The 14,304-nt window shown below is 74.2% G+C and carries 13 protein-coding genes; 7 read left to right on the top strand and 6 right to left on the bottom strand.

The window, feature by feature from the left end:
* Positions 1-76: 76 nt before the first annotated feature.
* Together aceB and ACSNOK_RS20930 are read right to left on the bottom strand one after the other, a co-directional pair.
* Positions 77-1,693: a malate synthase A gene (gene aceB, locus ACSNOK_RS20935; RefSeq protein ID WP_436782265.1), complete on the bottom strand. Its 1,617-nt coding sequence runs from the start codon at positions 1,691-1,693 to the stop codon at positions 77-79.
* 334 nt (positions 1,694-2,027) lie between these two features.
* Positions 2,028-2,996, bottom strand: coding sequence for an NADP-dependent oxidoreductase (locus ACSNOK_RS20930; RefSeq protein WP_436782264.1), 969 nt, complete (start codon positions 2,994-2,996; stop codon positions 2,028-2,030).
* A 130-nt stretch (positions 2,997-3,126) separates the two neighbouring features.
* On the opposite strand from ACSNOK_RS20930, the gene ACSNOK_RS20925 reads away from it, so the two are divergent.
* Entirely contained in the window at positions 3,127-4,092 is a 966-nt protein-coding gene (locus ACSNOK_RS20925) for a GlxA family transcriptional regulator (protein ID WP_436782263.1), read from the top strand.
* Positions 4,093-4,107: 15 nt separating this feature from the next.
* Here ACSNOK_RS20925 and ACSNOK_RS20920 read toward each other — a convergent pair whose 3' ends face one another.
* Complete coding sequence (locus ACSNOK_RS20920; protein ID WP_436782262.1) at positions 4,108-4,752, bottom strand: nucleotidyltransferase family protein; 645 nt, start codon at positions 4,750-4,752, stop codon at positions 4,108-4,110.
* 155 nt (positions 4,753-4,907) lie between these two features.
* Between ACSNOK_RS20920 and ACSNOK_RS20915 the strand changes: the two genes are divergently transcribed.
* From ACSNOK_RS20915 to rph, 4 genes are all read left to right on the top strand, one after another.
* Positions 4,908-5,255 (top strand): DUF5955 family protein, encoded by a 348-nt coding sequence (locus ACSNOK_RS20915; RefSeq protein ID WP_436782261.1) that lies wholly within the window; start codon positions 4,908-4,910, stop codon positions 5,253-5,255.
* Positions 5,256-5,455: 200 nt separating this feature from the next.
* Positions 5,456-6,112 carry a DUF402 domain-containing protein gene (locus ACSNOK_RS20910; protein WP_436782260.1) on the top strand — a complete coding sequence of 219 codons (657 nt, stop codon included), beginning with the start codon at positions 5,456-5,458 and terminating at the stop codon, positions 6,110-6,112.
* Between the two features lie 195 nt (positions 6,113-6,307).
* Positions 6,308-6,748 (top strand): hypothetical protein, encoded by a 441-nt coding sequence (locus ACSNOK_RS20905; protein ID WP_436782259.1) that lies wholly within the window; start codon positions 6,308-6,310, stop codon positions 6,746-6,748.
* A 375-nt stretch (positions 6,749-7,123) separates the two neighbouring features.
* Positions 7,124-9,748, top strand: a complete 2,625-nt coding sequence (rph, locus tag ACSNOK_RS20900; RefSeq protein WP_436782258.1) for a rifamycin-inactivating phosphotransferase — start codon at positions 7,124-7,126, stop codon at positions 9,746-9,748.
* A gap of 66 nt (positions 9,749-9,814) precedes the next feature.
* On the opposite strand, the gene ACSNOK_RS20895 is transcribed toward rph, so the two are convergent.
* Positions 9,815-10,597, bottom strand: coding sequence for an IclR family transcriptional regulator (locus ACSNOK_RS20895; protein WP_436782257.1), 783 nt, complete (start codon positions 10,595-10,597; stop codon positions 9,815-9,817).
* Positions 10,598-10,823: 226 nt separating this feature from the next.
* Here ACSNOK_RS20895 and allB point away from each other — a divergent pair, with 226 nt between their 5' ends.
* Positions 10,824-12,161, top strand: coding sequence for an allantoinase AllB (gene allB, locus ACSNOK_RS20890; RefSeq protein WP_436782256.1), 1,338 nt, complete (start codon positions 10,824-10,826; stop codon positions 12,159-12,161).
* Complete coding sequence (alc, locus tag ACSNOK_RS20885; protein WP_436782255.1) at positions 12,158-13,342, top strand: allantoicase; 1,185 nt, start codon at positions 12,158-12,160, stop codon at positions 13,340-13,342. Before allB ends, alc begins: the two co-directional genes overlap by 4 nt.
* 30 nt (positions 13,343-13,372) lie before the next feature.
* On the opposite strand, the gene ACSNOK_RS20880 is transcribed toward alc, so the two are convergent.
* Complete coding sequence (locus tag ACSNOK_RS20880; protein WP_436782254.1) at positions 13,373-14,032, bottom strand: transcriptional regulator; 660 nt, start codon at positions 14,030-14,032, stop codon at positions 13,373-13,375.
* A 122-nt stretch (positions 14,033-14,154) separates the two neighbouring features.
* The gene (locus ACSNOK_RS20875; protein WP_436782266.1) at positions 14,155-14,262 is read right to left on the bottom strand and encodes a DUF6126 family protein; all 108 of its coding nucleotides are present in this window, start codon (positions 14,260-14,262) and stop codon (positions 14,155-14,157) included.
* Between the last annotated feature and the right edge of the window lie 42 nt (positions 14,263-14,304).

Below are 14,304 nucleotides of genomic sequence, written 5' to 3'. Positions count from 1 at the left end.
TTTCGTGGGTGCGGGGGCTCGCCCCCCCAAGAAACGGTGAAAGGGCGGGACTGGGGCACTCCCCCCGCGAAGCGGATCAGTCGAGCAGCTCGTACGCCGGCAGGGTGAGGAACTCCGCGTAGTCGTCGTCCAAGGCGACCCGCAGCAGCAGATCATGAGCCTCGCGCCAACGCCCCGCCGCATAGACCGCATCCCCGAGCTCCGCGCGAAGAGCGTCCAGTTCCGCAGCCGCCACCTCCCGGACGAGAGCGGGCGTCGCCTTCTCGCCCCCCGCCAGGACGACACCGCCGTGCACCCACTGCCAGATCTGGGACCGGGAGATCTCCGCCGTCGCCGCGTCCTCCATGAGGTTGAAGATGGCCACCGCGCCCTGCCCGCGCAGCCACGCCTCGATGTAGCGGATGCCGACCTGGACGGCGTTGCGCAGGCCCTCGAAGGTCGGCTTCGCCTCCATGGTGTCGAGCGCGACGAGCTGTTCCGCGGTGACGTGGACGTCCTCGCGCAGCCGCTGCTTCTGGTGCGGGCGCTCGCCGAGGACGGCGTCGAACGCGGCCCGGGCGACCGGGACGAGGTCCGGGTGGGCCACCCAGGAGCCGTCGAAGCCGTCGTTCGCCTCGCGGTCCTTGTCGGCCCGGACCTTCTCCAGGGCCGCCTCGTTGACCTCCGGGTCGCGGCGGGAGGGGATGAAGGCCGCCATGCCGCCGATGGCGTGCGCGCCGCGCTTGTGGCAGGTACGGACGAGGAGTTCGGTGTAGGCGCGCATGAACGGCACGGTCATGGTGACGGCGTTGCGGTCGGGCAGGACGAAGCGCTCGCCCGCGGCGCGGAAGTTCTTGATGAGGGAGAAGAGGTAGTCCCAGCGGCCCGCGTTGAGGCCGGAGGCGTGGTCGCGCAGCTCGTAGAGGATCTCCTCCATCTCGTACGCCGCCGTGATCGTCTCGATCAGGACGGTCGCCCGGACCGTGCCGTGCGGCAGCCCGACGTACTCCTGGGCGAAGACGAACACGTCGTTCCACAGCCGCGCTTCGAGGTGGGACTCCAGCTTGGGCAGGTAGAAGAACGGCCCCTTGCCGCGCTCGGCGAGGCGGCGCGCGTTGTGGAAGAAGAAGAGGCCGAAGTCGACCAGTGCGCCCGGGACGGGCCGGCCGGCGACGGTCAGGTGGCGCTCGTCGAGGTGCCAGCCGCGCGGCCGGACGACGACGGTCGCGAGCTCCTCGTCCGGCCGCAGGGCGTAGGTCTTCCCCTCCGGGCTGGTGAAGTCGATGCGGCGCTCGAAGGCGTCGGTCAGGTTGAGCTGACCCTGGATGACGTTCTGCCAGGTGGGGGCGGAGGCGTCCTCGAAGTCCGCGAGCCATACGCGGGCGCCGGAGTTGAGGGCGTTGACCGTCATCTTGCGGTCCGTCGGGCCGGTGATCTCGACCCGCCGGTCCTCCAGCGCGGCCGGGGCGGGCGCCACCCGCCACGTCGGGTCCTCGCGGACGCGCGCGGTCTCCGGCAGGAAGTCCAGGGTGCCGGTACGGGCGATCGCCGCGCGCCGCTCGGCGCGGCGGGCGAGCAGGTCGTCACGGCGCGGGGTGAACCGCTCGTGCAGCGCGGCCAGGAACTCCAGTGCCGCACCGGTCAGTACCTCCTCCTGGCGCGCCACGGTCGCGGTGCCGGGGGTGACGGACGGGGTGGGCGCTGCTGCGGGCATGGGTGGTCACTCCTCGCTGGGGGGGGCTCGGACGGTGCCGGGCGGCACCGGGTGCCGTATGCGGGTGATCTAGTGGAGGTTAGATTCCGCAGTTCGGAAGCGCAATGGGATGTGGGCGGTTTCCGGCCGCGCGTGGCCGGGAGTTCGCCGCGGCGGCGGCCCCCCCCGGAGAGCGTCCCTGAACCGGTGACGGCCGACGCGCGGGCCGGGCCCCACCGGACGGGCGCCGCCTCGAACGGGCACGGACCGGCGAGGGACCCGGTACGTGCACACGCCGGGCACCGTGCACCGGGTGCCGGGGATGCGACGCCCGGGGCCGCAGGACAGTGGCGGGTCAGGAGGTGACGGAGAGGACGATCTTTCCGGTGGTGCGGCCGGTTTCCCCCAGGGCGTGGGCCCGGGCCGCCTCCTCAAGGGGGAAGACCTCGTCAGCGATCACCCGCAGGCGTCCGCCCTCGGCCAGCGCGCCGAGCTCGCGCAGCCCCGCGTGGTCGGGCTCGACGAGCATGAACACCGCCCGGACCCCGGCCGCTTCGGCCTCCTCGGCGGGGAACGTGCCGTCCGGCGGCAGGATCGTGACCAGCGTGCCGCCCGGCCGCAGCGTGCGCAGGGACCGGGACCATTCGGGGCCGCCGAGGGAGTCGAGGACGACATCGACGTCACGGAGCGTCTCGGCGTAGTCCGTGGTGCGGTAGTCGATCAGCTCGTCGGCGCCCAGCGAGCGCAGCAGGTCGTGCTTGGCGGCGCTGGCGGTGCCGATGACGTACGCGCCGCGGGCCTTGGCGATCTGCACGGCCAGGTGGCCGACCCCGCCCGCGGCCGCGTGGATGAGGACGCGCCGGCCGGGCCGGACGTCCGCGGTGTCCACCAGGGCCTGCCAGGCCGTCAGCCCGGCCAGCGGCAGGGCACCGGCCTGGAGGCGGGTGAGATTCCGGGGGCGCGGGGCGAAGTGCCGGGCCGGGGCGGTGACGTACTCGGCGTAGGCGCCCGCAGGGCGGGGGAAGCGCGGCATCCCGAACACCTCGTCACCGACCTCGAAGATCGTCACACCGTCGCCGAGCGCCTCGACGACCCCCGCGACATCGAAGCCGAGCGTGAACGGCGGCCTGGTGCCGTCGGTGAACACGCCCCGCGCGCGGATCTTCCAGTCGGCCGGGTTCACGCCCGCCGCGTGCACCCGGACCAGGACCTCGCCCCTGCCCGGCACCGGACGGGGCGTCTCGACGAGCGTGAGGACGTCCGGACCGCCGGCGACGTCCTGGGAGATGGCGCGCATGGTCGCGGGGGTGGTGGCCTGGTCCATGGTGACGTGCTCTCTTCCGTGGTGGGTTTTCCCGTGGTTCGTGCCGGTTCGGCCGGGCACACTCTCAGGCTCCCGGGAGGAACGGCCCGCCAGTAGTGGCCCGATGGCCAAGGAATGAAAGGATCGGGCCATGCACTATGTCGGCGTTCTGGCCCTGGACGGCGTCGTCCCCTTCGAACTCGGTATCCCCGCGCGGATCTTCGGCGCCGCCCGCGACAGCGCGGGCGACCGGCTCTACTCCGTGACCACCTGCAGCGTGGACGGCGGCCCCGTCCGCACCGAGGCCGACTACCTGCTCACCCCCGCCCACGACGCCTCGCTGCTGGCCACCGTCGACACCGTCGTCATCCCGCCCTCCCACGCCCTGGGCCCCGTCCGGGAGGAGGGCCGCCTGCCCGGCCCCCTGCGCGAGGCCCTGGCCACCGTCCGCCCCGGAACCCGGATGGTGGCGATCTGCACCGGCGCCTACGTGCTGGCCGCCGCGGGACTCCTGGACGGCCGGCCCGCCACCACGCACTGGCGCGAAGCCGACCGGCTGCGGCGCATGTTCACCACCGCGCGGATCGACCCCGACGTCCTCTTCGTCGACGACGGCGACATCCTCACCTCCGCCGGGGTGGCCGCCGGCATCGACCTGTGCGTGCACATCGTCCGCCGCGACCACGGCAGTGACGTCGCCAACGAGGTGGCCCGCTCCTGCGTCGTACCGCCCTGGCGCGACGGCGGCCAGGCCCAGTACATCCGGCGCCCCGTACCCGATCCCGTCGCCACCGGCACCGCCCCCACACAGGCGTGGGTCATGGAGCGCCTCGCCGAACCCGTCACCCTGGCCGACATGGCCGCCCACGCCAACGTCAGCGTGCGCACCTTCACCCGCCGGTTCCGCGACGAGGTCGGCACCAGCCCCGGCCAGTGGCTCGTCCGCCGCCGCGTCGACCTGGCGCGGCACCTGCTGGAGACCACGGACTGGCCCGTCGACGTGGTCGCCGGCCGCTCCGGCTTCGGCACCGGCGTCTCCCTGCGCCGGCACCTCCACGCCGCCCTCGGGGTCACACCGCAGGCGTACCGCCGCACCTTCCGGCCCTTACAGCGGTAGCGAGCGCGTGCCTCGTCAGGCGAGGAGCCGGCCCAGATCGGCCGGGGTGTCGACGTCGGCCGGGTCGGCGATGTCGTCGCACGCGACGGTGGTGACGGCGGACGCGTGGGCGCGCAGGTACTCACGCGCGCCCCGGTCGCCCGTCGCCGACGCGGCGACGCCCGCCCAGTGCGGGCGGGCGAAGAGGACCGGGTGGCCGCGCCGGCCCCCGTACGCCGCGGTCACGAGACCGGCCCCCGCGCCGTACGCCGCCACCACCCGGGCCACCGCCGCCGCGCCGATGCCCGGCTGGTCCACCAGCATCACCAGGGCCGCCGACGCCCCGGTGCCGGCGAGCGACGCCAGGCCGGTCCGGAGCGAAGAGCCCATGCCCTCCGCCCAGTCGGGGTTCTCGACCACCGCGCACGCCGCCCCGGCGAGCCGCCGCCGGACCTCGGCCGCCGCGGCGCCGGCCACCACGTGCACCGGCCCGCAGCCGCCCGCCACGAGCTCCGCCACCGCGCGTTCGGCCAGAGTGCGGCCCTCGTGTTCCAGGAGCGCCTTCGGCCGGCCGCCGAGCCGCCGCCCACCGCCGGCCGCCAGCAGCAGCCCGGCGACGGACGGCGGGCCGCCCGCCGGTCCGCCGTCCTCCGTCGTCGTCTTTTCCCTCGTCAACGCCATGGGCTCTTGCATAGCGCAAGCGCGGCCGCGTGTGCGGCGTACGGGAGTTCGTCACTCGCTCGTGAAGACGCGGCCTGAATTTCGCTTTCCGTGTGGCGCGGCCCCCGGAAAGTGGCGTTAACTGATCGCGCGTGGGCGTGGGCAGGGGGACATTCGTGGCGGAAGGCGCCGTGGTGGTGGAACAGGGGCCGTCGGGCCGTCCCGGGGAGCGGGATCCGAAAGCGGACGAGCTGAGCGCCGCCGTCTCCCGGCTCCGCCGGGCACTGGCCGCGCACCCCGCCCGGTTACCGGACCGGGACGCGGCCGAGGACGAACTCGCCGCCCTCGACGCGATGGCCCGCGCGGGCGACCCGGAGGTGACGCGGCTGCGCAGCTCGCTGCTCCTCGTCGCCGGCGCCGTCGGCTCGGTCAGCGCGCTGGCACCCGCCCTGGGCGAAGTGCGCGAGGCCGTAGACCGCTTCGCGGAACACGGGGCGGCCTCCCGGCCGGAGGGGCGGGGCTGACGGGCGCCCTGCCCGCGCGCGGGGCATGCCACGCCGGCGAAGCCGCTCAGGCTGCCGCACCCCGCGGCCGGAGGGCGGCGGCCAGGAGCCGGACGAATCCCGCCGCGGCCCGTGCCGCCGGCGGACCTGACCAGGGGCGCCTACGCGGCGCCGGGCTCAAGACAGCGCGCTGAGACCCGGCCGCGGCGAAGGAGGAGCGAGTGGAGAGCTTCGAGGCGGGCCAGACGGTCGTGCGGCGGGAGGTGCACCGTTCGGGACGGGTGTGGAGCGAGCACGCGCTGCGCGTCGTCGCCGATACGCCCGAGGCCCTGGTGGCCGCCTGCTCGCCGGGGGCCGAGACCCGCTGGCCCGCCCTGTACGCCAAGGCACGCGCCGACGGCGACCGGTCGGCCCGCGTGGAGGCGTTCGACGCCATGGCGACCGGCGTGTGGGAGCTCGCGGACGCGGTGTGGCAGGAGACGGAACTGCTGCTGTGGAAGCCGCCGACGGCGTGGTTCAGCGTCAACGCCTTCTACACAAGCGCCGGCTTGCGGAACTGGTACGTGCACTTCGAGCGCCCCTCCCGCCGCACGCCGGAGGGGTACGACACCTTCGACCTCACCGTGGACCTGGTCATCGCCCCCGACCTGACCGGCTGGGAGTGGAAGGACGAAGACGAGTACGCGCACGTGCGGCGGCTCGGCATCGTCACCGACACCGAGCACCAGGCCGTGGACGCCGCCCGCGACCGGGTTCTCGCGATGCTCGCCGAGCGCTCCGGCCCCTTCGCCGACGCCGCCGCGTGGACGACCTGGCGGTGGAACCGCGCCTGGCCCCCTCCCCGGCTGCCGGGCCGACGGCGGACTGCCGGCGCGTGACAGGCTGTCCCTTCCGGCAGGGAGGAGGCGTCATGGCAGAAGTCGGCGGGTGGATCCGGGAGCGCGCCGGCAGCCGAAGCGGCCGACGGCGAACGGGCCGACGGCTGGTACTCGTATCCCTTGGCCGGCGCTCTGCCGGCCGCCTTCGCATCCGGATGACCAAGAAGATCCCAACCCTCAGGACGGAGGTCCGTGATGACCGAAACAATCCTCGTGCGTCTGGCCGCGAACGGCGTCGTTGTCGAAGAAGCCGCCGTGGCGCCTTCGGGCGTATACCCCTACTGGCTTCTGGTTTCGAGAAAAGGGAAGCCGGATGTCGAATATGAGGCCAGCACCCTCTTCGCGTGCCTGATCAAGGCCCGTCAAGACTGGGAGTCGGAGGGTCTTCTCGCGTGCTGCCAAGGGGCGCGCAGGAACATCACCACTTCCGGGCTGGAGTCCCAAATGACGGGCGGAAGGTTCGCCTACGTGTTTGACCCCGTATCCGACACGGTCGACCCGGAGCCGGTGGACATTTTCGATGCGGTGTCTCCGGAGCAGGCGGCGACCGTAGCCGACCAGCGAGCAGCGGTATTCCGGTTTTTTCGTTTGGTAGATCCCGAAAACAGAGGGAAGGCGGCGGCTGCCGACGACTGAGGAGGCCGGCGCTACGAGCCGGTCGTGCGGGCCGCGACCGGGCGGGTGTCTCCGCCTTCGCGGTGAGCCGGGCCCGGTTGCGAGGAGCCCCGCGAGGCTCGCTTCGCTTGCCGCGCGCGGCAAAGGAAAAAGCGAGGAGTTCTCTCCTCGCCTCTCCTAACTTATAGCGCACTGGGGGCCTTGCGGCAAGGCCCCGGTCACGGCGCAGAATCATCGGGTCAAGCCCACCACCTGCGGAAACGGCACGCGCTCACGGGCGGACGCCGGAGCGCGTCGTCCGTCGGTGACGAGCCGGGGGCTCGGCCGAGCGGGGGCGCCGGTGCGTCGACCGGCCAGTGCGGAGCAGCGGAATACGGCTGCCATGAAGGGAATTCAGTGATCGAGCAGTACGTGCGGGATCTCCGGGAGATCGACGGGACCCAGGTCGCGGCCGTCGGCGGCAAGGGCGCGCACCTGGGCGAGCTGTCCAGGATCGACGGCGTCCTCGTGCCGGACGGCTTCTGCGTGACGACCGAAGCGTTCCGGAGAATTCTGGCGGAGGCGCCGTCGGTCGACCGCCGGCTCGGCGAACTGTCGCGCACGGATCCGGACGACCGGGACGCGATCCGCGTCCTGAGCGCGGACATCCGCCGGGCCGTCGAGGAAGTCGCCGTCCCGGACGACCTCGCGGCGGCGATCACCGGCGGCCTCGCCCGGCTCGGCGAGGGAGCCGCCTGCGCCGTCCGCTCCAGCGCGACGGCGGAGGATCTGCCGACGGCCTCGTTCGCCGGCCAGCAGGACACGTACCTCAACGTCGTGGGGCCGGCGGAGATCCTCCGGCATGTCAGCCGGTGCTGGGCCTCGCTGTTCACCGAGCGGGCGGTCACGTACCGCCGGCGCAACGGCATCGACGACCGCGCGGTCGACATGGCCGTGATCGTGCAGCGGATGGTCTTCCCGCGGGCGGCCGGCGTCCTGTTCACGGCCGACCCCGTCACGGGCGACCGGAAGACCGCCACCGTGGACGCCGGGTTCGGCCTCGGCGAGGCCCTGGTGTCCGGCCTGGTGAACCCGGACGTCTTCACGGTCCGGGACGGCGAGGTCGTCGCCGAGACGATCGCCGCCAAGCGGCTCGCCGTCCACGCCCTGCCCGGTGGCGGCACGCGGCAAGCGGCGGTCGACGCGCGGGAGCGGGAGCGGCCGGCGCTCACGCACGAGCAGGTCGTGCGGCTCGTGGAGCTCGGGCGGCGGATCGAAGCGCACTTCGGCCACCCGCAGGACATCGAGTGGTGCCTGGCGGACGACGGCTTCCACATCGTCCAGAGCCGGCCGGTCACGACGCTCTTCCCCGTTCCCGAGACCGGCGACCGGGACAACCACGTCTTCCTCTCCGTCGGCCACCAGCAGATGATGACCGACCCCATGAAGGCCCTGGGGCTCTCCATGTGGCAGCTGACGGCCATGACGCCGATGCACGCGGCCGGCGGCAGGCTCTTCGTCGACGCCACCCGCGCCCTGGCCACGCCCGCGAGCCGCGCCGGCTTCCTGGACCTCGTGGGCCGGTCCGACCCGCTGACCAGGGACGCGCTGGAGACCCTCCTCGACCGCGGCGACTTCCTCCCCACACTCCCGGACACCGCTCCCGCCCCCCGGCCGGCCGGCGGCCCGCCCGCTGCGATCGCGACCGATCCGGACATCGTCACCGGGCTGATCGAGCGCAACCGCGCGTCCGTCGCCGCCTTGGAGCGCGACATCCGCACGAAGAGCGGGACGGCCCTGTTCGACTTCCTGACGGACGCCTTCGAGGAGCACAAACGCGTGCTCGGCGACCCGCTCGGCATGCAGGTGATCATGGCGGGAATGGAGGCCACCTGGTGGCTCAACGACAAGCTGCGGGAGTGGCTCGGCGAGAAGAACGCGGCCGACACGCTGACGCTCTCGGCCCCCGGAAACGTCACGTCGGAGATGGGGCTCGCCCTGCTCGACGTCGCGGACGCGATCCGCCCGCACCCCGAGGTGGTGGCGTTCCTGCGCCGCGTCGCGGACGACGGGGACGCTGAAGGCGCCGAGGGCGCGGCCTTCCTGGACGAGCTGGGCGGGCTGCCGGGCGGAGCCGAGGCGCGGGACGCCATCGCCTCCTACCTCGACCGGTACGGCATGCGCTGCGCCGGCGAGATCGACATCACGCGGCCGCGGTGGCGGGAACGCCCCGCCACGCTCCTGCCCGTCCTCCTCGACCACGTCCGGAACGCCGAACCCGGAGCCGCCGCGCGCCGCTTCGAGGAAGGACGGCGGAAGGCGGCACGGAAGGAACAGGAAGTGCTGGCCCGGCTGCGCGAACTCCCGGACGGCGAGCGGAAGGCCGACGAGACCAAGCGGATGATCGACCGGGTCAGGACCTTCGTCGGGTACCGGGAGTACCCGAAGTACGGCATCGTCTGCCGCACCTTCCTCTACAAGCGGGCGCTGCTGGAGGAGGCCGGGCGCCTGGTGGAGGCCGGCGTGCTCGCCGACGAGGAGGACGTCTTCCACCTCACGTTCCAGGAGTTCCGCGACGCGGTGGCCTCGCACCGGGTGGACCACGGGCTCATCCGGCGCCGCCGGGAGGCCTTCCGCTCCTACCGGGCGCTCACACCGCCGCGGGTGCTCACCTCGGACGGCGAGGCGATCTCCGGGGCGTACCGGCGCGACGACGTGCCGGCCGGCGCCCTGACCGGCCTCCCGGTGTCCTCCGGGACGGTCGAGGGCCGCGCCCGGGTCGTCCTCGACATGGCGGACGCCGACCTGCGGGAGGGAGACATCCTCGTCACGAGGTTCACGGATCCGAGCTGGACGCCGGTGTTCGTCGGCATCGCGGGTGTGGTGACGGAGGTCGGCGGCCTGATGACCCACGGCGCGGTGATCGCGCGGGAGTACGGTCTGCCGGCCGTCGTGAGCGTGGAGGGGGCCACCCGGCTGATCCCGGACGGTGCCCGGATCCGCGTGCACGGGACCGACGGGTACGTGGAAATCCTGTCCTGACCGGCGGCCGGGTCCTGACCGGCGGCCGGGCCGGGATCGGGAGCGCCCCGCCGGGCGCTCCCGCCGTCAGGCCGGTGTCGTGTTCGCGAGCGTGGCCGACAGCTCGGCCGCCACCTGCTTCAGCAGCGGGACGATGCGTTCCGTCGCCTCCTCCGTGACGCGGCCCGCCGGGCCCGAGATGGAGATGGCCGCCGCCGTGGGGGAGTCGGGGACCGGGACCGCCAGGCAGCGGACGCCGATCTCCTGTTCGTTGTCGTCGACCGCGTAGCCGGAGTCGCGGACGCGGGCCAGCGCGTCGACGAAGACGTCCGGCGAGGTGATGGTCTTCTCGGTGGCCGCGGGCATGCCGGTCCGGCCGAGGATGGCCCGGACCTCGTCGTCCGGGGCCTGGGCGAGGAGGGCCTTGCCGACACCGGTGGTGTGCGGCAGGACGCGCCGGCCGACCTCGGTGAACATCCGCACCGAGTGGCGCGAGGGCACCTGGGCGACGTAGACGACCTCGTCGCCGTCGAGCAGGGCCATGTTCGCCGTCTCGCCCGTCTCGTCGACCAGCCGGGTCAGGTGCGGGCGGGCCCAGGTGCCCAGCAGGCGGGCGGAGCTCTCGCCGAGCCGGATCAGGCGCGGGCCGAGCGCGTAGCGGCGGTTCGGCTGCTGGCGGACGTAACCGGTGGCGACGAGGGTGCGCATCAGCCGGTGGATGGTGGGCAGCGGCAGGCCGCTGGCGGTGGCCAGTTCGCTCAGCCCGACCTCGCCGCCTGCGTCGGCCATGCGCTCCAGCAGGACGAAGGCGCGCTCGAGGGACTGCACGCCCCCGGTGGCTGACGGGGTTCTGGGCTCGGACGAGGGCACTGGTCGCGGTCCTTCCGGGGTGGGGTGGGAGCAGCCTACCGGGCCGTGGCCGGTGGCTCACCCACGGTTCTGGGCGCCGGAAGCGTGCTTCTGGCATGCGGAAAGCCCCTTGTGGGGAGGGTGGCCGCGTTCGAGGGGTTGACGGGGCTCCGACAGAAATGAAGACTGCGGGCCAGCGCTGTTCAACAGAACGTTGAAATCCGCCTGTTGACCCTCGGAGGGCGCCGTGTCCGACCGGCCGCTGGTCCTGCGTTCCCGGCGGGTGGTGACGCCCGACGGCACCCGCCCCGCCTCCGTCGTCGTCGAGGACGGCCGCATTACCGCCGTCACCGGCCACGCCGTACCGCCGCCCGGCCCCGGCGCCCGGGTGGAGGACCTGGGTGACGACGTCCTCCTCCCCGGACTCGTCGACACTCATGTACACATCAACGATCCCGGCCGCTCCGAGTGGGAGGGGTTCGCCACCGCCACCCGCGCCGCGGCGGCCGGCGGCGTCACCACCCTCGTCGACATGCCGCTCAACAGCGTCCCGCCCACCACCACCGTCGACCACCTGCGCGTCAAGCAGGACACCGCCCGGCCCGCCGTCCACGTCGACGTCGCCTTCTGGGGCGGGGCCGTGCCGGACAACCGGGCCGCCCTGCGCCCGCTGCACGACGCGGGCGTCCTCGGCTTCAAGGCGTTCCTCTCGCCGTCCGGCGTGGACGAGTTCCCGCCGCTGGACGCCGCCGCCCTGGAGGAGGTCGCCGCCGAGCTCGCCGCCTTCGACGGCCTGCTGATCGTGCACGCCGAGGACCCGGAGCGGCTGGACGGCGCGCCCGGCCCCGACGGCCCCCGCTACGCCGACTTCCTCGCCTCCCGCCCGCGCGACGCCGAGAACGCGGCGGTCGAACGGCTCGTCGCCGTGGCCCGCCGGCACGGCACCCGGGTCCACGTCCTGCACCTCTCCTCCGCCGACGCGCTCGGGACGATCGCCGCGGCCCGGGCGGCGGGCGTCAGGATCACCGCCGAGACCTGTCCGCACTTCCTCACCCTCACCGCCGAGGAAGTCCCGGACGGAGCCACCGAGTTCAAGTGCTGCCCGCCCATCCGGGAGGCCGCCAACCGGGACGCCCTGTGGGCCGGGCTGGCCGCCGGGACGGTCCGGTGCGTGGTCTCCGACCACTCGCCGTGCACCGCCGACCTCAAGGTCCCCGACTTCGGCCGCGCCTGGGGCGGCATCGCCTCCCTCCAGCTCGGCCTCCCCGCCGTCTGGACCGAGGCCCGCCGGCGCGGTCACACCCTGGACGACGTGGCCCGCTGGATGGCCACCGCACCCGCCGAGCTCGCCGGACTCACCGCCAAAGGCGCCATCGAGCCCGGCCGCGACGCCGACTTCGCCGTCCTCGCCCCCGACGAGACGTTCACCGTCGACCCGGCCGCCCTCCACCACCGCAACCCGGTGACCGCCTACGCCGGCCGCACCCTGACCGGCGTCGTCCGCTCCACCTGGCTGCGCGGCCGCCGGATCCACCACCACGGCGCCCTCACCGAACCCACCGGCCGACTCCTGGAGCGCGTATGAGCACCAGCGGGATACCCGCCGACCCCACCGGACCCACCGAACCTCCCGCACCCCCCGCTTTTTCCGCCCTCACCTCCTTCACCGGCCCCGCGCGGCCCTACCGGGGCGGCGACCCGTACGCCGACCACCGCTCCGCCGACCCCGCCGAACTGCCCTTCGCGCACCTCCCCGACCTCGCCGACCGGCGGCTCGGCGGTGCCGTGACCGCCGCGGGGGACGAGTTCTTCGCCGAGCGCGAGAACCTCCTCGTCCCCGGGCCCGCCCGGTTCGACCCCGAGCGCTTCGGCCACAAGGGCAAGGTCATGGACGGCTGGGAGACCCGCCGCCGCCGCGGCCCGTCCGCCGCCCACCCGTACCCCCACGACGACGACCACGACTGGGCGCTCGTCCGGCTCGGCGTGCCCGGCGTCGTGCGCGGCCTCGTCGTCGACACGGCCCACTTCCGCGGCAACCACCCCCAGGCCGTCAGTGTCGAGGCCACCGCCCTGCCGGGCACGCCGTCCCCCGAGGAGCTGCTGGCGGACGACGTGCGGTGGACCGTCCTCGTCCCCCGCACCCCGGTCGGCGGGCACGCGGCCAACGCCTTCGCCGTCGACCACCCCCGCCGCTTCACCCACCTGCGCCTCACGCAGTATCCCGACGGGGGCATCGCCCGGTTCCGCGTCCACGGCGAACCCGTCCCGGACCCGGCCTGGCTCACGGCCCTGGGCACCGTCGACGTGGCCGCGCTGGAGAACGGCGGCCTGGTCGAGGACGCCTCCGACCGCTTCTACTCCTCGCCGCTCGGCACCATCCTGCCCGGCCGCTCCCGGCGGATGGACGACGGCTGGGAGACCCGCCGCCGGCGCGACCACGGCCACGACTGGGTGCGCTACCGGCTCGCCGAACAGTCGCTGCTGCGCGCCGTCGAGATCGACACCGGCTGCCTCAAGGGCAACGCGGCGGGCTGGGCGTCGCTCTCCGCCCGCGACGCGGCCGGGGGCGGCGGCTGGACGGAGATCCTGCCGCCCACCCGGCTCCAGCCCGACGCCGTCCACCGGTTCCCGCTCACCGGCCGCCCGGTGGTCGCCACGCACCTGCGGCTCGACATCCACCCGGACGGGGGGATCGCCCGGCTGCGGGTCCACGGTGTGCTCACGGAGGAGGGGGCCCGGGCGCTGGGGAAGCGGTGGGACGGGTGAGGGGCCGCCCGGTCGCGCGGGGCGGACCGGTCACGCCCCGACGAGCGTGTTCCAGAACATCGTCTCGTAGCTCTGCAGCAGCCGCCCGTACCGGTGGGCCAGCCGTTCGGTGAGGAGCCCGTCGGCCAGCCCGGCCGCCACCGCCGCCAGGGCCCGTTCGGCCGCCTCCGGCGCGGGCCGGGCGAAGTGGTCGAAGAAGCCGCAGGCCGTGTCGTCGAACCCGTAGTGCGCGCGCAGCGCCCGGCCCAGCGCCGCGCAGTAGCCGCTCCACGTCGCGAAGTTGACGGTCAGGGCCACCACCACGTCCACCGGCTCCGCCTGGAGCGCCAGCCAGGACGTGTACGCGGGGTACGCCTGGCAGCCCGGCGTCGGCTCGTACTCCCGTACCGCCCGCCCGTCCAGCCCGCAGGCCGCCGCCAGCGGCCCCAGCAGCTCCAGGGCGGTGGTCTCGTCGCGGGCGAGCGGCGCGAAGAACGCCTCCACGGCGGGGCGGCCGGCCGACCGTTCCGCCAGGTGCCGGAAAGCGGTCCGGTCGGCGGCGATGACGTGGTGCTGTTCGAGGGCGAACGCGGCGATCGCCGAGCGCGGCGCGGAGCCGTCGGCGACCAGGGAGACGAGCCGGTTGGCGCCCGCGTCGGGGGCCGGCTCGCGTACCGCGTCCGCCAGGACGTCCTGAGCCGTGCGCGCCATCGGCGTCCGCCTTCCTGGGGTGGGTCCGGGAGCGGGTGCGGGCCGCCAGGATAGCGGCCGGCCCGCGCCCCGGGCGGTCGCCCGCCCGGGGGAACCGCGGTCGTCCGCCCGGGTGGCAGCGGTCACTTGCCCAGGTAGAAGAGGAGGAAGAAGAAGGCGGAGATGAAGTGGACGGCGACCAGGTAGATGAAGACCCGCACCGCCATGCCCATGGGGGCGCGGTCCTCCACCTGGGCCTCCTCCCTGGCCTCGGCGGGGGCGGCGGGGGTTTC

The organism is Streptomyces sp. URMC 126, assembly GCF_051386555.1.
Lineage (GTDB): Bacteria > Actinomycetota > Actinomycetes > Streptomycetales > Streptomycetaceae > Streptomyces.
The sequence above is the reverse complement of the archived record's forward strand: the minus strand, read 5'-3'. Positions and strand labels throughout refer to the sequence as shown.